The sequence below is a fragment of the Helicobacter sp. 13S00482-2 genome, from assembly GCF_002272795.1.
Lineage (GTDB): Bacteria > Campylobacterota > Campylobacteria > Campylobacterales > Helicobacteraceae > Helicobacter_J.
Genome location: NZ_MLAT01000005.1, coordinates 64,549 through 89,522, shown reverse-complemented (window position 1 = coordinate 89,522; position 24,974 = coordinate 64,549). Strand labels below are relative to the sequence as shown.

Sequence of the window (24,974 nt, the reverse complement as noted above, 5' to 3'; positions counted from 1 at the left end):
CAAAGCCAATTTCATACTCTTTTACAAACAATAAGTTTTAAAATTAGTTAATAAGTGGTAGAATTACGCACGATGTATGCAAGATTATGTGGTGGAGAAAACTAGAGCTAATTTGTAATATCAAAAAACTTTTGATAAAACCTCCCATATGAATGTATTGGATTTTAGATTTTTTTAAAAAGTTATAAAGATGCAACTAAAAACACATACAAAAGAAAATGACTGCACGATAAGATTTTCAGTATCTCTCCAAGAAAATCTTCTAAATGAACTAGACACTCGTATCATTAAAAATGGCTATTCGTCTAGATCGGAATTAGTTAGAGATATGATACGTGAAAAATTAGTAGAGGATAGTTGGGATGCTCAAAATAATTCCTCGTGCGAAAATGATTATATTGCTGTACTTGTAATTGTATATGACCATCATCAAAGAGAACTCAATCAAAGAATGATAGATATTCAGCATAATAGTTCTGTTAGTATTTTGTGTAATACTCATGTCCATATTGATTCTTGTAATTGTTTAGAAACTATTATTCTGAGAGGTTCTCCAATCCAAGTTCAAAAACTTTCTTTAGAGATTGGTGGATTGCGGGGAGTGAAATTTTCAAAACTTACAAAAGCCTCAAGTTTTGAAAAAGATGAATAATGAATATTGCTGTCTATGGTGGGAGCTTTGATCCACCTCATATTGCTCATATCCAGACCATTCAAGTTGCTCTGCAGAAACTTGATATTGACAAACTTATCGTTATTGTTGCCTATCAAAACCCTCTAAAAAATCCTTGTTTGTTCCATGAAAGCAAACGATATGAATGGATGAAAAGATTGAATGCAAATCTATCAAAAGTAGAAGTCAGCGATATGGAAATAATTCAAAAAAAACCTATACCTAGCATTCAGAGTGTGTTAGCATTAAAAGACCAATTGCACCCAAAAAAAATATTTTTTATTATTGGCGAAGATAATCTATTTAACCTCCATAAATGGGAACGATATGAAGAACTCAGAAATTTAGTAGAATTCGTATTGATTGAAAGATATGGATACAATACAGATAATAAAGATTTATACAAAATTTCCCTACCAGAAGTAAAGTATAAAATCTCATCCACTCAAATCAGAGAAGGACTTTCGCTAGGTCATCTGCCAAATGATCTCCCTGAGACAATCAAATCTGAAGTTATCAAATCATACAAGGAGTTAAATTGACCCAAACAAAAAATCTATCCAAGAGGACAAAAATCATCACAGAATTACTCGACCAGAAAAAGGCTGAAAATATTGATATTTTTGATCTTGAAGGTAAAGACTATATTGTAGATTGCGTAATCATCGCTACAGCAATGGCAGGAAAACATTCTTATGCACTATTGGATATGTTAAAAACTGAACTCAAATCATTAGGAGAGGTATTTTATAGCACTGATGAAGAAAGTGAGGATTGGATTATAGCAGACTTGGGCGATATAATGATTCATATTTTTACTGAAAATCATCGTAAAAAATTTAATTTGGAAGAGTTTTTAACTAAAATAAAAAAACAAGAATCATTGCAAATATGAGGATAGATCTACACAACCACACTATCTTATGCAATCATGCACAAGGTAGTGTAGATGAGTATATAACAAAAGCAATAGAACTCGGGGTTGATGTTTATGGGTTTTCCTGTCATTCCCCCATGGATTTTGATTCAAAATACAGAATGAAATCTGAGGAATTAGTTACATATTCTCAGATGATAAGTAATGCTCAAAACAAATACCAAGATAAAATATTGATCTTAATGGGGCTAGAAGTTGATTTTATTTGCAATAGAGAAAATTTAATAGAAAAAAGAATTCTTGAGTATCCTTTTGATTATCTGATTGGTTCTGTGCACTTCTTGGATGAATGGGGATTTGATAATCCTGAATTTATGGCAGAATATGCCAAACGAAACTTGGAAGAATGTTGGGAAAAATATCTCAAAGCAATTGCCAAAATGGCACAAAGTAATCTCTTTCAAATAGTTGGACATTTTGATTTGCTCAAAATTTTTAATCATAGTCCAAATCAGAAATTATACCAAAATATACAAAAGACACTTGAAAACATTAGGGATAATAAGATGGTTCTTGAAATCAATGCATCAGGTTTTCATAAACCCATAAAAGAACAATACCCAAGTATTGAAATTCTAAAAATTGCAAAAAAAATGGAAATACCCATCACATTTGGAAGCGATGCACACAGTGTAGATCAAGTTGGATTTGGATATGAAGAATGTTTAAAAATTGCGAAAAATATAGGCTATAAAAAGGCTGTATATTTTAAGAAAAAAATACCCCATATGGTTGAAATTTAATATTCTTAATTCTAATAAATAGTAAAAAATTAACACTATTTTTTTGTTACTATTTGTAACAAAAATCTCCTTTTTTTGACAGATTAAATTTTCTTTGTTTATTTTTAATCATTTTAAGACTACAATTCAATCAACGAACAAACTTTCAATTTTTAGGAATTACAGAATGGAAAACGCCTTACTTTTACATCCTTATTTTGGGGTGTTTATAATTTTTGTATTTACCTTTTTAGCCTTCAATGCAACCTTGAGAATTCAACGTTTTATCAGTCGAAAACTAGCGGATAAAAAAAATGATAAGCTAAAGCTATCTGCATATGAATGTGGGCCCTTGCCTATTAAGCAACAAAACAGGGTCTCTCATCAGTTTTATATCATGGCAATGCTTTTTATTTTATTTGATGTTGAGATTGTTTTTATGTTTCCTTGGGCTATAGATTTTAAATCTCTAGGCATATTTGGATTTATGGAAATGTTAAGTTTTGTTGGATTCCTGATAATTGGTTTTGTTTACGCTTGGAAAAGAGGAGCATTATCGTGGCACAACATCAAGTAAATTATTTAAAAAACTCAGGATTGCCTATCGCCTTAACAACTGTTGATAATCTTCTAAATTGGGCAAGGAGCAATTCGCTTTGGCCGCTTACTTATGGTCTTGCTTGTTGTGCTATAGAAATGATGGCAGCAGGTGGATCTCGTTTTGATTTCGATAGATTTGGAACGATTTTTCGTGCTTCTCCTAGACAATCAGATGTGATGATTATTGCTGGCACAGTTACAAAAAAACACGCTGAATTCACACGAAGACTTTATGATCAAATGCCCGAACCAAAATGGGTTATTTCTATGGGTAGTTGTGCAAATACAGGCGGTATGTTTAACACCTATGCTACCGTTCAGGGTGTGGATAGGATTATTCCTGTTGATATTTATCTTCCTGGCTGTGCTCCACGTCCAGAAACGCTTCAATATGCCTTAATGATGTTGCAGAAAAAGATAAGAAGCGAAAAAGCTTTTCGTAAAAATCCGCCTAAGCGTTTGATATAAAAGGATAGATGATTATGGTTAGACAAAACAAAATTGGTTTAGATATTCAAAAGAAGGCTTATCATACAGATAAATTTTATCAACCAAAATTAACTTCAAAAACTTCCATAATAGGTAGTCCATATGAAGTTATCTATAATCATCTGAGCTATGAGTATCATATTTGTGATAGCTATATAGAGTTAGGTACTGCTGTGTTTTGGATTCAAAAAACAGATCTCTTACCTATAATGAAAATTCTTAAAAAACTTGGATATGAAGTGCTTAACGAGATGAGTGCGATTGATATGCTAGAATTAAAGGGAGAATTTGAAATGTTTTATCAGCTTCTTTCTTGCAATGTGAATAATTCTGAAAAAAGACGTATCAGAGTCAAATGTATTTTAAAGCCAAACGAAAGTATTGATTCTATAGTCACAGAGTTTAGATGTGCTATTTGGAGCGAAAGGGAAACCTTTGATATGTTTGGAATCATATTCAGTGGACATCCTCATTTAACAAGATTGCTTATGCCTCAAGATTGGGTAGGATACCCATTGTTAAAATCATATCCTCTTAAAGGCGATGAACACGCCTCTTGGTATGAGGTTGATAAAATATTTGGCAAAGAATACAGACAGATCATAGGCCCTGAGCAAAGAGATAGTGCAAGAGTGGATGAAAAAGATACTTTCAATTTTACCAGGATTGGACATGAAACACAAAAAGGTATGCAAACTCAATCTGTATTAAACAGCAACAAATCTTCCAAGGCTTTATTTGTTAAAAACTTAGATCCATCTAAAGCTAAAGTTTTGAAAGAGAGACGCTAATGCCACAAATTTATACCAAACTCAAACCACAATTTGAAAATATTGTTTTTGAACGAGATGATGATAAAATGATTATAAATTTTGGGCCTCAACATCCATCCTCTCACGGTCAATTGAGATTGATTTTAGAACTTGATGGGGAAAAGGTAGTGAAAGCTACGCCAGATATTGGTTATCTACACAGAGGAATAGAAAAACTAGCTGAAAATATGATTTATAATGAGTTTATGCCTACAACAGATAGACTTGATTACACTTCTGCTGCAAGCAATAATTATGCATTTGCTCATGCAGTGGAAAAGCTTATTGATATCAAAATTCCTAGGAGAGCTCAAGTAATTAGAACAATGTTATTAGAACTCAATAGGATTATTTCTCACATAATGTTTGTTGCTGTTCACGGAATGGATGTGGGTGCACTCTCGATGTTTTTATATTGCTTTAAAACTAGAGAATATGGCCTTGATTTGATGGAAGACTATTGTGGTGCAAGATTGACCCATAATGCAATTAGAATTGGTGGAGTGCCTCTTGATTTACCACCAAAATGGATTGAAGATCTCAAAAAATTTATCCAAGAAACTAATAGCACAGTAGCTCTCATAGAGGGATTGCTTGACAATAATCGAATTTGGCGATCTAGACTTGAAAATGTGGGTACGATCTCAGCAGAAGTAGCAAAAAATTGGGGACTAAGTGGAATCATGCTTCGTGCTAGTGGTGTGGCTTATGATGTACGTAAAGAAGATCCTTATGAGCTATATGACGAACTAGATTTTAGCGTTCCTATCACAAATAGCGGTGATAGTTATGGAAGATATAGGCTCTATATGGAGGAAATAAGGGAGTCTGTGAAGATTTTAGAACAACTCATAGAAATGTACCCAAAAACTGATTCTATTATTATGGCAAAGGCACCTGATTATATATCTTCGCCAAAGGAAGATATAATGACTCAGAACTATGCCTTAATGCAACACTTTGTGCTTGTAACACAGGGTATGCGTCCTCCCAAAGGCGAGGTGTATGCTCCTACAGAATCTCCAAAAGGAGAGCTAGGATTTTTTATTAACTCTCAAGGTAACCCCTACCCTCATAGAATTAAAATCAAAACCCCAAGCTTCTATCACATAGGATGCCTTCAAGATATTCTCATAGGCCATTATCTCGCTGATGTTGTAACAATTATTGGATCAACCAATGCAGTATTTGGAGAGGTGGATAGATGAAGCGTTTTGATCTCAGGCATTTAAAAAATGATTTTTATGATCGTATGGGCGAATTGATTGACTCTGAACTTACTGATGGAGAAGTGGGGATATTTTTATTTGAAATTGGTGATTTTGAAAATATTTCTAAAAGTGCGGAATTTATCAAAAATCGCGGAGATGATCTGATGAACTCTATTAGATTCAATCACGTTGATTGGACGCTTGTGGTGAAAAAAAAGGTTAGATGATGCAACCTTTTCTTCCGTATTCAATTGGGGCAGGAGAATTCCCCAATCATCTTCAAAATGAAAAAATGAAGTCCTTCATAGGATGGGATGGAGTTGTAGTTTTTGATGAAAACACGGATATTTTAGATATGCTCAAAAATTATGCCTTTCAATATCAATGCTACTCTGAAGCTTGTGGAAGATGTACGCCTGGAAAATATGGTGGCAGAGTCTTGTATGATCTTTTATGCAGAATCCAAAATGATCCTGATAATCTTCTTGAAAATATTAATAGATTGGAAGAAACCGCTCACTTGATGCAAAATACTAGTAAATGTGAGATTGGAAAAACAACTCCTAAACCTATCTTGCAAATGCTTAAAACCAAAAGAGAGATTTTTTTAAATCCACAAAAAGCTAGCAATACTCAAAAATATATTTCTAAAATCACTGCTCCTTGCACCGATGCCTGTCCTTCTCATGTTAATATTCCTGCTTATATTGAAGGGGTTAGAGATATGCTTTTTGCAGATTCTTTAAGTGCCACAAGAAGTTCAATGCCTTTAGCTCAAGTTTGTGGTAGAGTATGCCCTCATCCTTGCGAAAGTGCTTGCAGACGATCAATTTTAGATGAGCCTATAAGTATAATGGAGCTCAAAAGAATTGGAGCAGATTATGAATTTGATATGCATTTGCCTTATCAGCATCCAAAATCCATAACGCAACATCCATGTACGCAGAAAGTTGCCATCATTGGTGCAGGACCAGGAGGCTTGAGTACTGCTTATTATCTAGCTCTTGAAGGAGTTGGTGTAGATGTTTATGAAGCCTTGCCTGTTTTGGGTGGAGAGGTAGCAGTAGGAGTTCCAAATTATCGAATGCCTATTTCAAATTACAATCACGATATTGATATGCTCAAAGAACTTGGTGTGAGATTTCATACTTCAAGCCCTATGAATGAAAAATCAATGCTAGAGTTGGAAAAATCTCACCAAGCTATAGTCTTAGCAACGGGGGCTAGAATTTCCAAAAAACTTGGTTTTAGCAATGAAGATCCTCTATTAGAAGGCTATCTTCCTGCGATTAAATTTATGGATGAAGTCAATCTAGCTCAAAAATTCAATCTATGTGAAATTCCTGACATAAAAGGTAAAAATATTGTCTGTGTAGGTGGGGGCTTTACCTCTATGGATGTTGTGAGATCTGCCATAAGACTTGGAGCAAAATCTGTCACAATGCTCTATAGAAGAGATGAAGCAACTATCATCAAAAATACCTCAAAAGAAGAATATCACGAGAGTGTAGAGGAAGGCGTGAAGTTTGAATTTTTATCCACTGTTGTTGGTGTTGCTTCTAAAGACAATAAAATCACCGCCATAGATGTTGGATATTTTGAACTCAAAAAAACTCCCGACTCTCCAAAAGGCGAACTTATTAAAATAGATAAACCGCCATCAAGATTTGAATGTGATATTTTAATACCTGCTGTTTCGCAGATTCCAGACTTCTCATATTTACCAAAAGAATGGGAAATAGAAATCACAAAATGGGGAACACTGCAAACTCAAGAAGGGACTTTTGCAACAAGCAAAAAAGGTGTATTTGGTTGTGGCGATTGTGTGAGTGGTCCTCTAACAATTGTAAATGCCGTAGGCCAAGGAAAACGAGTAGCAAATGTCATCAAACGCTATCTAAAAAACAATGAAATATCCTTAAGTGATGAAGAAAAGATGGAAGATTATCTTCATCAAATCGGCGTATTTAACAAAAGTGAAGATGTCAGAGGATGGAATAAGGGACTCAAAAGATCTGAAAGCCAAAAAGTATCTCCACAGGAACGAAAAAAAAGCTTTATTGAAGTTAATTTTGGATTGAGCAATCAAGAAGCTTTTTATGAAGCTCAAAGATGTATGCGATGTTATTACATAGCAATGGCGGTGTTATGATGGGTATATTTATCAATAATAAAGAATTTTCTTTTAATGAAGGTGAAAGTATTTTAGAAGTTGCTAGAAGAAATCATATCTACATTCCAACCCTATGTCATCTTCCAAAATTAGCCCCTGTCGGTGCTTGTCGCATGTGTATCGTGGAAGAAGAAAATGGAAATATCATCGCCTCATGCAAAAGTCCCGCACTTCAGAATACTAGAGTTCATACTCACACACCAAGACTAGAGCAACATCGCCAAGAGATTATGAAATTTTTGTGTATAAATCACCCACTAGAATGTGGAGTATGCGATAAAAGTGGAGAATGTGAGCTTCAAGATAAAGTACTAGAAACAAAGATACCTATACAGACTTTCAGTGCAACACAACGAAAAGATGATTTTATTTCATTCAAAAATAAGATTTATGACGAAAGCCTATGTATCATGTGTGAGCGATGTGCTAGAACCTGCAATCAGATTGTGGGAAATAATTATCTTCAAGTAATAGCAGGTGGCTATGATTCAAAAATTGGCATTAATGCACAGAGTTACTGTGAAGATTGTGATGAATGCGTCAGCGTCTGCCCAACAGGTGCCATGACTTCAGAAAGATTTCAATATACATCCAATGTTTGGGAGCTTGAAAAAACTCCTAGCGTTTGCACAAATTGTGCTTTGGGTTGCTATATCGTATATGAGGGTAAAAACACAAACGATTCCACTCATATTTCTAAAAATAAAAAAATCTACAGGAGTACAACAATAATGGAATTTTCTCAATTATGTCACTCTGGACGGCATAATTTTGGTAATTCTTCTATCTATTACAAAGATAGCGATCAACTTAAAAATGCCATCAAGGCCTTTGAAAATGCCTCTGCCATAAGAATTGGAACACAAATAAGCAATGAAGAAGCCTTTATTTTAAATGAACTTAAAAATAAACTCAATATTCCTTTATACTGCGAAGAAGCACGAAATTATTTTGAATTTACTTCTATTATTAAATCTACTTCTAATGCACAGATATACAACATGAAAGAAACATTGAAACAAGCTGATTTATGCATAAGCTTAGCTAGTTTTATTTTTGATGAAACCCCTATTCTTAAAAGTCAAATTATTAATGCCATTACAACACAAAAAATCAAATATATTTATCTGCATCCCGTACCTGATGAGCGACTCAAAAAAAACTCTTATATACAATATGAAGTTCAAACAGAATTAGGTGTTGTGGCCTTAATGTTATATAGTTTTTTAAAAGACACACTTGTGGATTCTAGTTTAAGTGATTTTATTGAAAATTTAGATATAGGCTATCTGAGTTCTGAATCTAATATTAGCGAAGAAGAGCTTACTAATTTAGGTAATACTTTTAGATCAGCCCTAAATCCTGTTATTTTTATAGGTTCAGAACTTTTTTCTCACCCTCAATATAAGCAGATTGCTTATATGCTTGGGCTAATAGAAAAATATACTCCTATGAAAGTTATAACAATTCCTTCTTCTGGGAACACTGTGGGAATTTCCAGGATTTGCGATCTATCAAAAGATAATTTTGAAAATACTCGGGTTGTTGGCTATAAAGCAAAGGGAGATTTTATCCTCAATGAAATGATTGAAAATATAGAGTATGAACAGAACGTTGATTTTATTTTAAATGCTGATTTTATACTTCCCTCTATGCTTCAAATAGAGGGAAGTATTGTAAATGCAGATTATCAACTATTGCCCATATCTGCATCTTTACCTTATGAAGGTTATGATATTTGTGATATCGCACAACATTTTGAAATGACAGAGACCTCACTCATAGAAATCACAAACAAACTTCCATTAGAAAATGGATTTAAGGGTATTGCTTATGATGATCTTGAGAATTTTTTTGACCACAATGGAAATGAACATAGAGGATATTTTCTCACTCTAGGTAAATTTTCCTATGAAGGTCATGTAGAGCTTTTAGCTATTGATTTCTTGCCTGAATCTAATGGCTCTATTTTGTATTTTCCCAAAAAATCTGGAAATTTCTTTAACTTTGATAAACCTAAAATAATTGGTTCAAAGCAATTTGCAATTGCAAATAAACTTGAAAAATATCAAAAAGTATTTTTCAGCATTGAAGGTAAAGATTTTGTTTGTGATTTTATTGAAGAAGAATATTTAAAAGGAATGGTTGCCCTCTTTTATGTAGGTAGGTATTTTATCCACAATAAAGACTATCCATATACAAAAATCACCCTCAAGAAATGGAGTGAAAATGCCTAAGGTAATCATAGATGGAAAACAATTAGAATTTCAAGAAGGTCAAACAATCCTAGAAATCGCAAGGAAAAATAATATCTATATCCCGACTTTATGTTATTTAAATGGTTGTTCACCAACCGTCGCTTGTAAAATGTGTATGGCCGAAGTTGATGGAAAACGTGTTTATACCTGCAATACTAAAGCTAAAGATGGGACTGAGGTGTTCACACAAACCCCTGAAATTATTGCTGATAGAAAAATAATAATGCAAACTTATGATGTTAATCATCCATTAGAATGCGGAGTATGTGATAAAAGTGGTGAATGCGAACTTCAAGATCTTACTTTGAAAAATCAAATACAATCTCAACATTATAGCGTTCAAGATGATGAAAAAAAATCAAAACAATGGGCACAGGCTATCTATGATCCAAATCTTTGTATCGTTTGTGAGCGTTGTGTGACAACTTGTAAAGATAATATTGGAGAGAGTAATCTTAAAGCTGTTAAAACTGACTTGCATTCACCAGATAATTTTAAAGATACAATGTCAAAAGATCCCTATAGTGTATGGGTCAGAAAACAAAAAGCCTTGATTGATTTTGTTGGAGATAATCCTTGTAGTGATTGCGGAGAATGTATTTCTGTATGCCCTGTTGGAGCACTTGGCTATAGGGATTTTAGCTACACTTCAAATGCTTGGGAATTACGTAAGATAAGCTCTACATGCCCACACTGTCCAGCAGGTTGTCATATTGAGTATCAAGTCAAGCATCAAGATGTTCTTAATGATAAACAAAAGATCTATCGGGTCAGCAATGATTTTCACTATAATCCAATATGTGGTGCAGGAAGATTTGCATTTGACATAAGTTCAAGTCCAGAAGGAAGTCAAAATCTATCTGAAGCGATAAATAAAATCAAAGACGCAAAGGCCGTCAGAATCGGTGGAGATATTACCAACGAAGAAGCGTTTATCATAGAAAGCTTACGAAAAAAACTTGGCTTTGAACTCTATTGTGAGGATACAAGAAAATTTCAGGAGTTTCGCAATACGCTCAAGCAAAAGCATTTTCCAACTCTTAGCGATATTAAAAATTCAGATCTTATTATTACATTAGGCTCAAGCATAAAGACTGAAATGCCCTTATTACGCTATGCTATCAACAATGCTCTTAAGCTCAACAAATCAACTTCCTTGATCTATGCACATCCTATTGGTGATAGCCTGATTGACAGACTCGGCAGGAATGTATTTTCTATCCAATATTCCCCAAAAGCTGATGAGGTAATTTTGAGCACATTGTTGCTAATAAAAGATCTTAATCCTAACAATATTTTAGATCCTATCTATGCTAGCAAAAAAAAGATTTCAAAAACCATCACCAAAGAAGTAAAAAAGACAATTCCTCAAGAGGAGGAAAATACATCTAGAGAAACAAAAGAAATAATAGAAAAAATTCAAGAAACCATAGATTTGGATTACTATGGGTTGCTAGAAGAATGCTCCTTGGATTATGATAAATTTGTTCGTTTAAAAGAAATGTTTTTATCAGCAAACAACTGTACTTTGGTTATTGGTCAAGATATTTACAAGCACCCGAATGCTAAAAATATTGCTAGTATGTTGTCATTTTTAGAGCAAAACACAACCATAAAGATTATTCTTGTCCCCCCTCACACCAATTCTGTAGGCATTTCGCTTATCTGCACTCTCCAAGAAGATACCAACAAAAATACTGACGTCATAGGTATTCGTACATATGGCGATTATATAATTGATTCTAATAAAATCAACACAAAAAATCATAACAATGAAAAAGTCAATTTTATTCTTCCTGCACTCAACCAACTTGAAGGCACCATCACGAATTTTGAATATAAGCTCTTGCCACTTAGATCTGCAATTGGTTATAAGGGTTATGATATTTGTGATATTGCTCAAGGGTTTGGTTTTGATGGAGAAAGCTTAGTTGATTATACTCATCTACTACCACAAGAAGCTGGATTCAAAACAATTGCTTATGATTGTCTGAAGAATTATTATGGCTCAAATGGTGAAGAAAAAAGAGGTTATATCTTGAATTTAAACTTCAAAGATAAAGAAAATTCTGATATTGATCTTATCTCCGTCAAAATACCCGATACAGAATCTTATAATGCTTATTTCAAATATCCTCAATCTCAATTTTCACTCACCACGCAAGCAAGTGAAAATTTACAAACAAAAATTGGAATATACACTTCTAAGGAAAATCTAGCCAAGTTAAATTTGATTGAAGGTCAAGAGATATGTTTAGAAAAAAATAATGATAAAATTACTGGTAATGTTTATATTGATTATGATTTAAATCAAGATATATTCGTCATCTCTCCAAGTTTAGATAATGCTCATATCTTTGAACAAAGTGTTTTTGAAATTTTAACCTTAAAGGAATGTAAATGAGTGCATTTGTAATAGAGACACTGATTAAAATTCTGATTCTCGTGGCGGTTTTTTCTTTTTTGGGTGGGTTTGCCACTTATATTGAACGTAAGATCTTAGCATTTTTTCAACGCAGACTTGGGCCTAGCTATGTGGGACCTTATGGACTCTTCCAATTATTGGCAGATGGCATCAAACTTTTTACAAAAGAGGATATTATTCCCCAAAATGCTAATAAATTAATTTTTACACTCGCTCCTATCATAGCTATGATGTCAGCATTTGTATCAATGGCACCCATACCATTTTTTGGAAATTTCACGATCTTTGGATACACTGTTCATCCTATCATTTCTGATATTAATATAGGGTTGCTATTTTTTCTCGCAGCTGGATCTGTAGGTATTTATGCACCCTTGCTTGGAGGATTAGCTTCAGGTAGCAAATACTCACTCATAGGCTCTGCTAGAGCTGCTATACAACTCTTGAGTTTTGAAGTAGTGAGCACTATGACTATTTTAGCACCATTAATGGTCGTGGGCTCCCTATCTATGGTAGAAATCAACAACTATCAATCCGATGGAATCTTGAGTTGGCTCGTATTTAAACAACCTTTAGCTTTTATGCTATTTTTGATCGCAAGTTATGCAGAACTAAATAGAACACCTTTTGATCTCTTAGAACACGAAGCTGAAATAGTTGCTGGTTATGCCACTGAATACAGTGGTCTTAAATGGGGAATGTTTTTTTTAGCCGAATATGCTCACTTATTTGCATTTTGTTTTGTTATCTCGATCATATTTTTTGGTGGTTACAACCCAATATGGTTTATACCAGGGGGGATTGCAATTATCTTAAAGGTTTGTTTTTTCGTATTTTTGGCAATGTGGGTAAGAGGAACTTTTCCACACATTAGACCCGACCAATTAATGCGTATGTGTTGGAAAATAATGATGCCTTTAGCACTTTTGAATATACTTCTCACAAGCATTGTGATACTGTTATAAGGAGAATGTGATGGAAAAACAAAATTACAAATGGATATCAACCACTCCTAAATTAACATCATCCACGCAGAAATTTGCACATTCTGTAAAAACTACCTGTGGAATGGATCTGTTTAAAGGGTTATTTTTAACTCTAAAGGAATTTTTTAGCAAAAAAGTAACCGTACACTATCCGCTTGAAGTATTGCCATTAAGCCCTAGATATCGTGCCGTGCACAATCTACAACGTCTTCTAGAATCGGGTGAAGAAAGATGCATTGGCTGTGGGTTGTGTGAAAAAATATGCACAAGCAATTGCATTCGGATTATCACACACAAAGGCGAGGATGGTAGAAAAAAAATCGATGATTACACGATAAATTTAGGTAGGTGTATTTATTGTGGATTATGTGCTGAGGTATGTCCTGAACTCGCTATTGTCATGGGTGATCGTTTTGAAAATGTAAGCGAACAAAGAGCACATTTTGGAATCAAAGAAGATTTTCTCAAAGACAAAGAAAATGCAAAAAATCTCACTCAAGAAGAATTTCAAGGTTTTGGTTCTCCTAGCATCAATGCTGATGAAAAGATTAAAAAAACCCCTTTGGATTATTAGGAGATATTATGTTTGAAGTCATAGCTTTTTATTTTTTCACTGCTTTAAGCTTGGCAATGTTTTTAATTGTCATCACCACTAAAAATATCTTGTACGCACTCACGGCACTTGCTAGTGGAATGATTTTTATTTCCGCATTCTTCTTTTTGCTTGGAGCAGACTTCTTGGGGGTCGTACAAATCGCTGTATATGCAGGTGCAGTGATTGTTATGTATGCATTTGGTATGATGTTTTTTGACACATCAAAAGATGTTATAGAAAACCATAAACACAAAAAAACACTCTGCATTCTAAGTTTTGGTACAGCTATTATTTTGACCTTAATCTTTGGTGCTCCTATTATTTCAGATAATCTAAACAATATAGCAACAGATCCCACACTTGCTATCACATTAAAGCTAAGCAACATAGAACTGATAGGATATATTTTATTCACTAGATATCTCATACCATTTGAAGTGGCTGCAGTTATGCTTTTGGTTGCCATGATTGGCGGGATAGCCACAGGCTTACAAAGAGTTCATTTTCCAGATGCGCATCCAAGCAATACGCAAAATTATAACACCCTATCAAAGGAGAACTTATGTTAAGTCTTGGACATTATTTAGTACTTTCTGGTTTGATGTTCTGTATTGGTTTAACAGGAGTTTTAAGACGAAAGAACATCTTGATGCTCTTTTTTTCCACAGAGATAATGCTAAATGCCATCAATATAGGTTTTGTAGCTATTGGTAGTTTTATAGGCGATATTAATGGCCAAATGTTTGCAATTTTTATCATAGCGATCGCTGCAAGTGAGATTGCCATTGGGCTTGGACTAGTGATTATGTGGTTTAAGAAATATAAAACCCTAGACATTGATAACCTCAACATAATGAAAGGTTGAAAATGAGTTTTTTATCTGATTTTGACTATATTTTACTGTTATCTTTAGTTATATTTTCTCCTTTTTTAGGAGCTGTTTATGGAGCATTTTGGGGAAATAAAGAAAAATCTTTGCAAGTTGGAATATTTAATTCGTTTTTGATTTTTCTTTCTTTTGCTTCTTCGGTAGTATTGTTCATCAGTGTTAGCAACGGCGTGAAGATTGATTTCACAATAATGGATTGGATGATTTTAGGAGATTTTAAATCTCATTTTTCTTTTGGACTTGATTCTATCAGTGCTGCAATGATTTTAATTGTGAGCTTGGTTTCGTTTTTAGTGCACGTCTATTCTATTGGCTATATGGCTCACGATAAAGGTTTTAATAGATACTTCAGTTATCTTAGTGGGTTTGTGTTTTCTATGATGATTTTAGTGATGAGTGATAATTTCTTAGGATTGTTCATAGGTTGGGAAGGAGTAGGACTTTGCTCTTATCTTCTGATTGGCTTTTGGTATAAAAAAGAAAGTGCGAATAACGCTTCTATTGAAGCATTTGTAATGAATCGAATCGCTGACCTTGGAATGCTTCTTGGGATTATGATGATCTATTGGGTATTTGGGACACTAAAATACAACGAAGTCTTCTTGATTTTGCAAAATGGCAATTTCTCTAATATTTCCATTACAATAATCGGTATATTGCTATTTATTGGAGCAATGGGAAAATCTGCACAATTCCCATTGCATACGTGGTTGGCAAATGCCATGGAAGGCCCCACTCCAGTGTCTGCGCTCATTCATGCTGCTACAATGGTCACAGCGGGAGTATATCTACTAATAAGAGCTCACCCAATTTACGATCTTATTCCCCAAGTAGGATATTTTATAGCCTGTTTAGGGGCTTTTGTAGCGGTGTTTGGAGCAAGTATGGCATTGGCAAACAAAGATCTTAAAAGAATCATTGCCTACTCTACTCTCTCACAACTTGGATATATGTTTGTTGCCGCTGGTCTAGGAGTATATTGGGTTGCATTATTTCATCTCTTCACTCACGCTTTTTTCAAATCACTTTTATTTTTAGGTGCAGGAAATGTTATGCATTCTATGGAAGATAAACTTGATATCACAAAAATGGGTGGACTTTTTAAACCTCTAAAATTCACAGCTCTTTTTATGATTATAGCGTCTGTAGCATTGTGTGGAATATATCCCTTTGCAGGATTTTTCTCCAAAGATAAAATCTTGGAAATTTCCTTTGGTTCAGGACATCATATATTATGGGGACTCTTGCTTGTTGGAGCGGCTTTCACAGCATTTTATAGTTTTAGGTTATTGATGCTTGTATTTTTTGCTCCCAAAAATCACAATATTGATCATCCCCACGAAGCGAAATCTTTTATGCTCTGGAGTATGTTTCCTTTGGTTATTCTTGCTATTATCGCAGGATTTTTTGAAAAAAAATTCTCTTATTTTATTTCTCAAGCCATTCCTGAAATTAAACACTTTGACGCTCCTGTCTCATTACTCATAACTATCGCTATGACAGTAAGTTTGCTATGTGCTTTTTATGCAATAATACGCTATATGCGTGGCTCTTGTGCGGAAAAAAATCAAACAAGCTTTTTATATAAAATACTAATCAATCAATACTATATACCGCAATTGTATAAAAAAATGTTCGTGTATCCTTATAGCAAGATTTCTGAATTTTTATGGCAAAAAATTGAGATAAAAATTATTGATGCGATGGTTGATGGTGTGGGAAAAATACTTCTATATTTGAGCAAATCATTGCAGTGTCTTCAGACTGGAAATCTAACTCAATCCTTGCGATTGATGAGTTTTGGAGTGCTTGCTATGCTTGTCTTTGCTATTATTGGATTTTGGAGGTAATTTATGGAATATCTACTCAGTATTATAATTTTTTTCCCTGCCCTAGCCTCTATTTTTATATTCGTTATGGATAATAATGTAGCCAAACCCTATGGAATAACAATTGGATTTATTGAACTTCTTTTAATAATTGGTCTATGGGTGGGATTTGACTATACCAATCCAAATATGCAATTTGAAAATATTTTTGCTCTAATTCCCCTATATGGTATCAATTATCACGTTGGAGTTGATGGCATCTCATTGTTTTTATTGGTGCTAAATAGTTTCATCATATTTTTAGCAACCATTTATCTAAATCAAAAAAATGATAAAAATCATCTAGTCGTGTGTTTATTGCTTTTAGAAAGCATCTTAATGGGGGTCTTCTCATCTTTAAATATGATTTTATTCTATATATTTTGGGAAATATCTCTGATTCCTATTTTGTATATGATAGGTGCTTGGGGGACTGGTCAGAAAATATATGCGGCTTTGAAATTTTTCCTCTATACATTTGCGGCTTCTTTGATTATGTTTGTAGGTATTTTATTTTTTGGTTATCTTTATTTCATTTCCATGGGCAATTGGAGTTTTGATATTATGGACTGGTATGCACTTGCACTGCCATTTAACATTCAAGTTTGGTTATTTTTAGCATTTTTTATCTCTATAGCGGTCAAGATCCCTATTTTTCCATTCCACACTTGGCTTCCTCACGCATATGGAGATGCTCCTACTCTAGGTTCTGTGGCACTAGCAGCGGTATTGTTAAAAATGGGAACTTATGCACTAGTGCGTTTCTCCCTTCCTCTGTTTCCAGATGCAAGCTTTGCTATGATGGTTCCTGTGGCGATACTAGCACTATTTATGATTATCTATGGAGGTATGTTGGCATTTGCTCAAACTGATATGAAGCAAGTGATTGCATATAGTTCAATCTCTCACATGGGGGTCACCGTTATTGGAATTTTTGCCATGAATTTAGAAGGACTTGGAGGAGCGACATTTGGTATGGTAGGTCATGGGATTGTGATCGGAGCATTATTTATGCTGGTAGGTATGCTATATTCCAGAACTCAAACTAGAAAAATATCAGAATTTGGAGGCCTAGCTTCTGTGATGCCAAATTACTCTAGCGTTTTTGGTATCGTAATGATGGCGAGTGTGGGTCTTCCATTAACTATTGGATTTGTGGGAGAGTTTCTTAGTCTTTTGGGATTTTTTAAAAACCATCCGATTTTAACACTATTAGCAGGAACAAGCATCATCATATCAGCCATTTATATGCTCAACCTATACAAAAAAATATTTTTTGGAGAAAATACAAATTCAAAAAATAAAAATCTAAAAGACTTGTATCCTAGAGAAATTATTGTAATGACCTGTTTTGTAATAACTGTTATATTTTTGGGAATCTATCCTAAGCCACTATTATTGCCAATACAAAATAGTACAGACAAACTTTTGCAAATTATGAATGATAGGGCTATAAAAAATGATACAAAAGAACATCTTCAAAAGGTTATGAATATGGACTTCAAACATACCCTAAATGCACGATCGTTCAAGACAAAGGAGGTCTAAAATGTTAGAAAATTTTTATATTCCATTTGCGGAACTCAAATTTCATACCATACTTCCGATGTTTATAGTCATTTTTGGAGCTGTTTGCACTCTAGCAGTGAATGCATTCACATTGAAATTTTCTAGAAGCCTAAATGTGGCTTTATGTATGCTATTCATAGCTGTGGATTTGGCATTTGTCTTGGGATTAAATAAATTTGATTTGGGATTTTTTGGCACAGTAAGACTTGATGGAATAGCCATTTTAACCCAGATTATTATCTTAGTGGCAAGTTTATTTTTCATCATCTTGGCAATTTCAAAACAAAGATATGCAGAATTTCAAACTCCTGAATTTTATACTTTATACCTATTTATGACTGCTGGTTTTCAGTTTATGGTTTCAAGCGACAATCTCATTTTGATTTTGGTTGGTCTTGAAATAGCATCGTTATCTCTGTGTGCATTAATAGCATTTAATGATGAAAACACAGGTATAGAAGCAGCTATTAAGTATTTTATAATGGGAGTTTTAGCAAGTGCTTTTTATGCACTTGGAGCTATGTTTTTATACCTAGCCACTGGAAATCTTGAAATCCACAATATTATTGCTTTTATTTATCAAAATAATTTTGAACCAACTCTATTGTTGATAGTTGGATTTATCTTTATGATTGGAGCGATTGGGTTTAAAGTATCCTTGGTTCCATTTCACACCTGGATGCCAGATGTTTATGAAGGAAGTAATCCAGTTTTAGCTGGCTACATTTCTATTGTCCCAAAAATTGCAGGTTTTGCGGTAGCTATTCGGTTGTTTGATGTGTTCATAAAATCTGGAATCCCATGGGTAGAGCACTTGCTTTATGTTTTAGTTGTCATCACGATAACGCTCCCAAACATAATGGCTTTTATACAAGAAGATGTAAAACGAATGCTTTCTTTTAGCTCAATATCTCATTCTGGATTTGCCTTAGCCTGTATCCTCATCAATACAACCCAAAGCCAAAACGCTATGTATCTGTATTGGTTCTTATTTTTAATCACAAATATTGGATCATTCTCTATGTTATGGCTCACCAGAAATAAAGAAAAGATTTGGCACTCTCGCTATGAACATCCTTACACAAAATTTCAAGGTTTGGTCAGGCTTCACCCAATGATGGCAATCTTATTTGCAATTTTTATGTTTAGTTTAGCTGGAATCCCTCCTTTTGCAGTGTTTTGGGGTAAAATGTTGGCAGTGAGTGCTGCTATCAATACAGGTTATATTTGGTTAGCAGTGATTATGATGTTAAATAGTGCAATAGCTGCTTATTATTATCTCAAGCTTATCGTATTTATGTTTCTCAAAGAACCTGTCATTAAACCTGAAAATGCAGATGTCTACCTAGAAAATACAAGTTATCCCATCAAAGGTGTTATAGGTATGACAGCTATTCTTTGTTGCTTATCTATTTTTATGGTGCAGTTTTTGCTTGATATTGCTTCAAAATACATCACCAATAGTGTGTATTAATTATCTTTGGAGATATGATTGCATCTTTTTAGAATACTCTTTTTTACGATAATTGTCTCAAATATTTTATTTTCCTTTGAGATAATTATCAATTATGGCAGGGAAAATTCAGAAAAATTTGCCGTGCTTAACATCAAAAACGACAAACCTTTTCCTTGTGTCCAAAAATCCACTCACAATGGAGAAAATATATCCATAGAGTGCGTGATTGATGCAATCCCAAAAGAAGGTTTCACGCCTACAAAAACCATATTTTTTGACTTTTATTACGAGATGATTGATGGAAAATTTCACCTCTTTATAAAACCAAAGAAAAAAGTGCGTCTATTTGCTATCCCTGAAAAACTGAAAGAAAATACTCTTATTTTTAGAGAAAGATCACCTATCTCAAAGATTTGGCAAATTGTGGGCTATGAAAAAAAGATTCCTTTCTTATCTGAGGAAACACCTAATGGATTAAATTTTCCAATTTTAATTGAAGATGCACAAACTCCTTATATAACAGAATTGGATATTGATAATAATCCACTCAAATATATGGAAGGAGAAGATTTTGAAGCTTATTTAAAGGCAAAATCACTTATCAAAGATAGAAAGTACTACAAAGCACTCACTATTATTGGCAACACATTAAAGAATTATCCTGATACGATATTTAAAAAAGATCTTTATATGTATCAAATCATTGCCCTATCAGAAATGGATGAAAAGCAGCAAGAAACGATCATTGAAAGTTCCCTAAGCTGGATCAGGCAATATTCAAGTGACTCAGCAGTACCTCAGGTTTTATATATGTTGGCAAAAGCTTATGATGAAATTCGCTATCATTCCGAAGCAAAACATTACTACGATCGGATTATTGAGGAGTATCCAGAAAGTAAATATGGGCCACTCTCAAAAATGAGGTTAGCGATTGAGGCTACTAATAATGGTCATCTTGGATTAGCGAATATTTATTATCAACAAGCCTACACTCAGGCAAAAGATTTAGAAAGTGCAAGTATCATAGCTATGAATTGGGCAAAATACGAGGTCGAAAAAGGAAATACTTCCAATGCAGTTGAACTTGTGAATAAAATCTTAAATGCTTATCCTCAATTTTTCAATGATAATGCAAAAAAGAATTATAAAAATATTCAATATTTTGAAAAATATAAAATGTACGCACTAGCAGCAAAAATTTCTCAATATCTGATTGAGACAAGCATTGATGATTCACTAAAAGAAGATATTAGTTATGATCTTGGAATGCTTTATCAAAAAGCAGGAGATTTTGATAAAGCACATCAAGCAAACCTTGATTATATAAAAAGATACTATTCAAATGAAAAAGTAAAGTCTGTTCAAAAACGTGATGATGAGATTTTATTTAATGTTAGTGGAAGCAATGAAGAAAAACTAAAACGCTATGATTATATCATTCAGAAATATCCCAACACAAAACAAAGTAAAAAAGCCACCGAATTCAAAGCTCAGTTATTTCTTGATGAAAAACAATATCTCAAAGTATTGGAAATACGTGCTAAAATTGGTGAAGATTCTCCTATTCTTAAACAAGCAATCAATAATCTAATCAAAGAATACTTACACAAAAATGACTGCAAAAGTGCCAATATTTATCTTCTGCAGATCTCTGATTACGATCTTGATGAAGATGAAAAATTAAAAGCATTTGATTGTCTGTATCAGGCTTCATTAAATGAAAATGCCTCCATCATCTCAAAAGGAGAAGTCAAAAAAGCTAAAACTATCAATGAAAAGTTAGCTTGGCTTTATCGTGATGCAAAGAACCTGCAAGCATTGGGAGATTATAAATCTTCAATCTTGAGTTCGACAGATGCACTCACTTTGGCACAATCCACCAAAGAGACTTCATTCTATGATGTGGCATTTATTTTATTTTCAGATCTTGCAAATCTAAACAATAAAGATGAGGCAATAAAAATCTATGCCAAACTTGATGAATGGTTTAAAGACGATAAAAGGATGATGAAAGTCTATGCCAAACTTTTGGAATGGGAAATTCAAAATAAAAACAATACAACCATTCAAATCTATGCCAAAAATTTGATCGCCTTGCAAGATAAATACAAAATCTATGAATATACTCCTTGGGTAGAGTTTGAACTGATTAATTCGCTAGTGCAAACAAAAAACTTTGAAGAGGCAATTTCGCATATCGATATGATTTTGAAAAAAGATTTAGATAGCGAACAAAAACAAAAAGCACTCTACACAAAAGGATCGGTAGAAAATCTCCAAAAACTTCCCCAAAAAGCAAAAGAATCTTTTGAAGAATGCACCACTATAAAAACTCAAAGTGCGTGGAAAAAACTCTGCTCACAAGGTCTAGAACTATTAAAAGAACAATAAAGGATTAAGATATGATTGATAACAGCATTTTCAGAGAATATGACATTCGAGGCATTTTTAATGAAAATCTAACACAACAAGTTACTTTTAAAATAGGATATTTATTAGGCCAAAAAATCCAATCTAATGGGGAGAGAAATGTTATCATAGGGCATGACGCAAGAGTGCATTCGCTCAAGCTCTATGAGTGGCTAAAAGATGGGCTTTGTGCAAGCGGTATAGAAGTTTATTTCATAGGGCTTGTCCCTACTCCTGTAGCTTATTTTGCAACTTATAACACCATTGACTCTATATCAAGTGCGAATTCTATTATGATCACAGGATCTCATAATCCTCCACAATACAATGGATTTAAAATCACACTTGACAAAAAACCTTTCTATGGCTCAGCAATCAGGGAATTAGGCAAAGAACTTGAAAAATTATCTGTCCCCATTGTATCTAGTGCGAGAAAAATTATTTCTATAGATGCACTGAGTGCTTATAAAAACTATCTGATTGATCATTTCAAATCATTAAAAAACTTTCCTTATAAAATTGCACTTGATTATGGAAATGGAGTGGGGGCAGTAGGGATGGAGGATATTTTAAATGCTCTAAACATAAAACATCATAGCTTGTTTGCACAACCTGATGGAAATTTTCCTGCTCACCATCCAGATCCAAGTGAAGAAAAAAACCTCATAGACATCAAAAATCATATGTCAAAAAACAATATTAAAATAGGACTTGCATTTGATGGAGACGCTGATAGAATAGCACTTTTGAGCACTAATCATTCTTATAAAGGCGATGAACTCGCTATTTTATTCGCAAAACAAATAGGAAAAGATGGCACAAAGCCTGTTATTATAGGCGAAGTCAAATGTTCTCAAATAATGTATGATGAAATCAATAAAATTGGTCAAAGCGTGATGTATAAAACGGGCCATAGCAATCTAAAAGTAAAGCTAAAAGAGCTTGATGCTCATTTGGCAGCAGAAATGAGTGGGCATTTATTTTTTAACGATCGCTATTTTGGTTTTGATGATGCTATTTATGCTGGGCTCAGAGCATTAGAATTGTTCTTGGACTATACTCCAGAGGATATTGAAATGTTGATTGAATCCCTCCCTGAGGTTTATTCCACACCTGAAGAAAAAATCATCACAACAGAAGATGAAAAATTCACCATCATAGAAAGACTCCAGGAAATACTAAAAAACCCTCCATCTGAATTCCCAAAAATAATTGATATGATTTGCATCGATGGTATTAGAGTCATTTTTGAAGACGGTTGGGGACTTGTTCGTGCAAGCAATACAACACCTGTTTTGGTGACTAGATTTGAAGCAAAAAATAAAGAAAATATGGGTAAATACAAAAATTGCCTACTAGGATTGATAGAGAAAATAAAAAAATAATTCTTACTCTGAAAAATCTAGATTAGTATCATTTTCCATATACCTTTTTGCAAGCTTTATTGTCGCCAAAAAGGCAGTCTTTTTGAAGTTTTTCAAACTCCCTGATATGCTCTTTTTCTTTTTTATAGCTCTGATATTTATCCACCCCATAAACTGCCAAGCAAACAATAATAATAAAAAAAATATCAAATCTTTTGATCTTGGGACAAAATTTACACACCATAATCAATAACCTTAAAATACAAACTTAGATCCAAATATTAAAAAAAGTGGATACAAAACAAGAGGTCATGAGATTATAGCAATTTTTGTATCCATTTTTATATACATTGATATTTTGAGCTACTTGTATTTTTTTCTGTCCCCAATCTGTCCCCTTTTTTTAATGAAATTAAATGAAATAAAATGAAATTTTAGGAGTTCAATTGAAAATGATTATATCAAACAAATCTCGTATTCAGGAAACTTTGGGAGTTAAAATGAAATAAAATGAAAGTTTAAGAAAAGTGCGGAAAATACGATGGTGGAGCTGTGGGGGTTCGTTTAAGATTATAAAACTCCTATTTTACTAGAAATCATTATGAAAAAATATATCTTTTATAACCATTTTTACAACCATTAATATATCCCCTCAAGATGAATTGAGTGTATTAAAGACTTCATAAAACAAATTCTTATGTGATCAATAGTACAAATATAGGCATTTGCTATCTGGAAACAGTCGAGATTTGTCATTTCAAAACCTAAATTTATGCCACCAACACCTTCAAATCCTCCTCCAAATGCACTCATTGATTTAGCTGTTCTTCTGCCATTGATCATTGCATTGATGCCTACCACGATTTTATAATTAAAATGGTTTCTAGAAAGTAATTAGCGAGTGTATTATAATTTTATTGAGGTTGCTCCAAGAGGTGGCAACCTACTTGGAGTAATCTACGTCTATAAAAGGAGGTAGATTATGAAAAAGATATTCCGATATATCTTGGTTGTAATTATAGCATTAGTTTTGCTAATGACTAGGTTAAATTGAGATAAAACCATCTGAGAGGATTGCAAACCCTCTTAGATTAAAGAGTATCTAGCCTCTAGTTTGCTATATTTGATTCTGCATCAAAAGTAGAAGGCTCTCCATATTTATTTTCCCCTTCTGTGCCTTTAATCAAAGTCATTATAAACACTATCAAACCTCCTATATAAGGAATCAAACCAAGTAGGCATAGCCAACCTGATAAATTAATATCATGAAGTCTGCGAACAGTAAGTGAGATACTAGGAATAATAGTCGCTAAACCATAAATCCACATCAATATAATACCAATACCCATCGAAAATACCAGATTGGCAGTTATTTCATCACCCTGAAAACCAGCTATCATTAATCCTAGAAATATACAAACTAAATAAATAATCACATTACAAAGCACAACCCACCAATATTCTGCTCTATTGGCACGACCTTCAAAATTTACATAATTCCTAAAAAATCTTTTATATGCTTCTATCATAAAAACTCC

General features: G+C 33.6%; 24 protein-coding genes. 21 read left to right on the top strand and 3 right to left on the bottom strand.

Annotated elements, in window-relative coordinates; translation table 11 throughout:
- Nucleotides 1-190 precede the first annotated feature (190 nt).
- From nikR to BKH42_RS03720, 21 genes are all read left to right on the top strand, one after another.
- Complete coding sequence (nikR, locus tag BKH42_RS03820) at nt 191-652, top strand: nickel-responsive transcriptional regulator NikR (RefSeq protein ID WP_095295080.1); 462 nt, start codon at nt 191-193, stop codon at nt 650-652.
- Nucleotides 652-1,215 (top strand): nicotinate (nicotinamide) nucleotide adenylyltransferase, encoded by a 564-nt coding sequence (nadD, locus tag BKH42_RS03815; protein WP_095295078.1) that lies wholly within the window; start codon nt 652-654, stop codon nt 1,213-1,215. The genes nikR and nadD overlap by 1 nt, the downstream gene beginning before the upstream one ends.
- A complete protein-coding gene (rsfS, locus tag BKH42_RS03810) occupies nt 1,212-1,568 on the top strand; it encodes a ribosome silencing factor (RefSeq protein ID WP_180673964.1) in 357 nt (118 codons plus the stop codon). The genes nadD and rsfS overlap by 4 nt, the downstream gene beginning before the upstream one ends.
- Complete coding sequence (locus tag BKH42_RS03805; protein ID WP_095295074.1) at nt 1,565-2,353, top strand: histidinol-phosphatase HisJ; 789 nt, start codon at nt 1,565-1,567, stop codon at nt 2,351-2,353. Before rsfS ends, BKH42_RS03805 begins: the two co-directional genes overlap by 4 nt.
- A 166-nt stretch (nt 2,354-2,519) precedes the next feature.
- Complete coding sequence (locus tag BKH42_RS03800) at nt 2,520-2,909, top strand: NAD(P)H-quinone oxidoreductase subunit 3 (protein WP_095295071.1); 390 nt, start codon at nt 2,520-2,522, stop codon at nt 2,907-2,909.
- Nucleotides 2,891-3,400 (top strand): NADH-quinone oxidoreductase subunit B, encoded by a 510-nt coding sequence (locus BKH42_RS03795; protein ID WP_095295069.1) that lies wholly within the window; start codon nt 2,891-2,893, stop codon nt 3,398-3,400. Before BKH42_RS03800 ends, BKH42_RS03795 begins: the two co-directional genes overlap by 19 nt.
- A gap of 14 nt (nt 3,401-3,414) precedes the next feature.
- Nucleotides 3,415-4,212 (top strand): NADH-quinone oxidoreductase subunit C, encoded by a 798-nt coding sequence (locus BKH42_RS03790; RefSeq protein WP_095295068.1) that lies wholly within the window; start codon nt 3,415-3,417, stop codon nt 4,210-4,212.
- A complete protein-coding gene (gene nuoD / locus BKH42_RS03785) occupies nt 4,212-5,441 on the top strand; it encodes an NADH dehydrogenase (quinone) subunit D (RefSeq protein WP_095295067.1) in 1,230 nt (409 codons plus the stop codon). The genes BKH42_RS03790 and nuoD overlap by 1 nt, the downstream gene beginning before the upstream one ends.
- Nucleotides 5,438-5,671 (top strand): NADH-ubiquinone oxidoreductase subunit E family protein, encoded by a 234-nt coding sequence (locus tag BKH42_RS03780; protein WP_095295065.1) that lies wholly within the window; start codon nt 5,438-5,440, stop codon nt 5,669-5,671. The genes nuoD and BKH42_RS03780 overlap by 4 nt, the downstream gene beginning before the upstream one ends.
- Nucleotides 5,671-7,596 (top strand): FAD-dependent oxidoreductase, encoded by a 1,926-nt coding sequence (locus BKH42_RS03775; RefSeq protein WP_257874255.1) that lies wholly within the window; start codon nt 5,671-5,673, stop codon nt 7,594-7,596. Before BKH42_RS03780 ends, BKH42_RS03775 begins: the two co-directional genes overlap by 1 nt.
- Nucleotides 7,566-9,854 carry a 2Fe-2S iron-sulfur cluster-binding protein gene (locus BKH42_RS03770; RefSeq protein ID WP_219349827.1) on the top strand — a complete coding sequence of 763 codons (2,289 nt, stop codon included), beginning with the start codon at nt 7,566-7,568 and terminating at the stop codon, nt 9,852-9,854. The genes BKH42_RS03775 and BKH42_RS03770 overlap by 31 nt, the downstream gene beginning before the upstream one ends.
- Nucleotides 9,847-12,279 (top strand): NADH-quinone oxidoreductase subunit G, encoded by a 2,433-nt coding sequence (locus tag BKH42_RS03765; RefSeq protein WP_095295060.1) that lies wholly within the window; start codon nt 9,847-9,849, stop codon nt 12,277-12,279. Before BKH42_RS03770 ends, BKH42_RS03765 begins: the two co-directional genes overlap by 8 nt.
- The gene (nuoH, locus tag BKH42_RS03760) at nt 12,276-13,265 is read left to right on the top strand and encodes an NADH-quinone oxidoreductase subunit NuoH (protein WP_095295059.1); all 990 of its coding nucleotides are present in this window, start codon (nt 12,276-12,278) and stop codon (nt 13,263-13,265) included. The genes BKH42_RS03765 and nuoH overlap by 4 nt, the downstream gene beginning before the upstream one ends.
- 10 nt (nt 13,266-13,275) lie before the next feature.
- Nucleotides 13,276-13,860: an NADH-quinone oxidoreductase subunit NuoI gene (nuoI, locus tag BKH42_RS03755; RefSeq protein WP_095295057.1), complete on the top strand. Its 585-nt coding sequence runs from the start codon at nt 13,276-13,278 to the stop codon at nt 13,858-13,860.
- An 8-nt stretch (nt 13,861-13,868) separates the two neighbouring features.
- Complete coding sequence (locus tag BKH42_RS03750) at nt 13,869-14,450, top strand: NADH-quinone oxidoreductase subunit J (protein WP_095295055.1); 582 nt, start codon at nt 13,869-13,871, stop codon at nt 14,448-14,450.
- Nucleotides 14,444-14,746: an NADH-quinone oxidoreductase subunit NuoK gene (gene nuoK / locus BKH42_RS03745; protein WP_095295053.1), complete on the top strand. Its 303-nt coding sequence runs from the start codon at nt 14,444-14,446 to the stop codon at nt 14,744-14,746. Before BKH42_RS03750 ends, nuoK begins: the two co-directional genes overlap by 7 nt.
- Nucleotides 14,747-14,748: 2 nt before the next feature.
- Complete coding sequence (gene nuoL, locus BKH42_RS03740) at nt 14,749-16,620, top strand: NADH-quinone oxidoreductase subunit L (RefSeq protein ID WP_095295051.1); 1,872 nt, start codon at nt 14,749-14,751, stop codon at nt 16,618-16,620.
- A gap of 3 nt (nt 16,621-16,623) precedes the next feature.
- On the top strand, nt 16,624-18,186 hold the full coding sequence (locus BKH42_RS03735; protein ID WP_095295049.1) for an NADH-quinone oxidoreductase subunit M: 1,563 nt from the start codon (nt 16,624-16,626) through the stop codon (nt 18,184-18,186).
- A 1-nt stretch (nt 18,187) separates the two neighbouring features.
- Nucleotides 18,188-19,681, top strand: a complete 1,494-nt coding sequence (nuoN, locus tag BKH42_RS03730; RefSeq protein ID WP_095295047.1) for an NADH-quinone oxidoreductase subunit NuoN — start codon at nt 18,188-18,190, stop codon at nt 19,679-19,681.
- 18 nt (nt 19,682-19,699) lie between these two features.
- Nucleotides 19,700-22,054, top strand: a complete 2,355-nt coding sequence (locus tag BKH42_RS03725; RefSeq protein WP_095295045.1) for a tetratricopeptide repeat protein — start codon at nt 19,700-19,702, stop codon at nt 22,052-22,054.
- 11 nt (nt 22,055-22,065) lie between these two features.
- Nucleotides 22,066-23,457 carry a phosphomannomutase/phosphoglucomutase gene (locus BKH42_RS03720; protein WP_095295043.1) on the top strand — a complete coding sequence of 464 codons (1,392 nt, stop codon included), beginning with the start codon at nt 22,066-22,068 and terminating at the stop codon, nt 23,455-23,457.
- Nucleotides 23,458-23,485: 28 nt separating this feature from the next.
- Here the strand turns inward: BKH42_RS03720 and BKH42_RS03715 are convergent, their stop codons facing one another.
- From BKH42_RS03715 to BKH42_RS03705, 3 genes are all read right to left on the bottom strand, one after another.
- Nucleotides 23,486-23,680, bottom strand: a complete 195-nt coding sequence (locus BKH42_RS03715; RefSeq protein WP_095295041.1) for a hypothetical protein — start codon at nt 23,678-23,680, stop codon at nt 23,486-23,488.
- Nucleotides 23,681-24,075: 395 nt separating this feature from the next.
- Entirely contained in the window at nt 24,076-24,279 is a 204-nt protein-coding gene (locus tag BKH42_RS09445) for a hypothetical protein (protein WP_095295039.1), read from the bottom strand.
- Between the two features lie 266 nt (nt 24,280-24,545).
- A complete protein-coding gene (locus BKH42_RS03705) occupies nt 24,546-24,965 on the bottom strand; it encodes a DUF805 domain-containing protein (RefSeq protein ID WP_095295037.1) in 420 nt (139 codons plus the stop codon).
- Nucleotides 24,966-24,974 lie beyond the last annotated feature (9 nt).

Bases quoted from the DNA above. Each gene is read 5' to 3' on its own strand.
- nuoI (WP_095295057.1), top strand. From the start codon at position 13,276: ATGGAAAAACAAAATTACAAATGGATATCAACCACTCCTAAATTAACA.
- nadD (WP_095295078.1), top strand. From the start codon at position 652: ATGAATATTGCTGTCTATGGTGGGAGCTTTGATCCACCTCATATTGCT.
- BKH42_RS03770 (WP_219349827.1), top strand. From the start codon at position 7,566: ATGTTATTACATAGCAATGGCGGTGTTATGATGGGTATATTTATCAAT.
- nikR (WP_095295080.1), top strand. From the start codon at position 191: ATGCAACTAAAAACACATACAAAAGAAAATGACTGCACGATAAGATTT.
- BKH42_RS03735 (WP_095295049.1), top strand. From the start codon at position 16,624: ATGGAATATCTACTCAGTATTATAATTTTTTTCCCTGCCCTAGCCTCT.
- BKH42_RS03705 (WP_095295037.1), bottom strand. From the start codon at position 24,965: ATGATAGAAGCATATAAAAGATTTTTTAGGAATTATGTAAATTTTGAA.
- nuoL (WP_095295051.1), top strand. From the start codon at position 14,749: ATGAGTTTTTTATCTGATTTTGACTATATTTTACTGTTATCTTTAGTT.
- nuoH (WP_095295059.1), top strand. From the start codon at position 12,276: ATGAGTGCATTTGTAATAGAGACACTGATTAAAATTCTGATTCTCGTG.
- BKH42_RS03800 (WP_095295071.1), top strand. From the start codon at position 2,520: ATGGAAAACGCCTTACTTTTACATCCTTATTTTGGGGTGTTTATAATT.
- BKH42_RS03805 (WP_095295074.1), top strand. From the start codon at position 1,565: ATGAGGATAGATCTACACAACCACACTATCTTATGCAATCATGCACAA.
- BKH42_RS03720 (WP_095295043.1), top strand. From the start codon at position 22,066: ATGATTGATAACAGCATTTTCAGAGAATATGACATTCGAGGCATTTTT.
- BKH42_RS03765 (WP_095295060.1), top strand. From the start codon at position 9,847: ATGCCTAAGGTAATCATAGATGGAAAACAATTAGAATTTCAAGAAGGT.
- nuoN (WP_095295047.1), top strand. From the start codon at position 18,188: ATGTTAGAAAATTTTTATATTCCATTTGCGGAACTCAAATTTCATACC.
- nuoK (WP_095295053.1), top strand. From the start codon at position 14,444: ATGTTAAGTCTTGGACATTATTTAGTACTTTCTGGTTTGATGTTCTGT.
- nuoD (WP_095295067.1), top strand. From the start codon at position 4,212: ATGCCACAAATTTATACCAAACTCAAACCACAATTTGAAAATATTGTT.
- BKH42_RS03790 (WP_095295068.1), top strand. From the start codon at position 3,415: ATGGTTAGACAAAACAAAATTGGTTTAGATATTCAAAAGAAGGCTTAT.
- BKH42_RS03715 (WP_095295041.1), bottom strand. From the start codon at position 23,680: ATGGTGTGTAAATTTTGTCCCAAGATCAAAAGATTTGATATTTTTTTT.
- BKH42_RS03750 (WP_095295055.1), top strand. From the start codon at position 13,869: ATGTTTGAAGTCATAGCTTTTTATTTTTTCACTGCTTTAAGCTTGGCA.
- BKH42_RS09445 (WP_095295039.1), bottom strand. From the start codon at position 24,279: ATGATCAATGGCAGAAGAACAGCTAAATCAATGAGTGCATTTGGAGGA.
- BKH42_RS03775 (WP_257874255.1), top strand. From the start codon at position 5,671: ATGCAACCTTTTCTTCCGTATTCAATTGGGGCAGGAGAATTCCCCAAT.
- BKH42_RS03780 (WP_095295065.1), top strand. From the start codon at position 5,438: ATGAAGCGTTTTGATCTCAGGCATTTAAAAAATGATTTTTATGATCGT.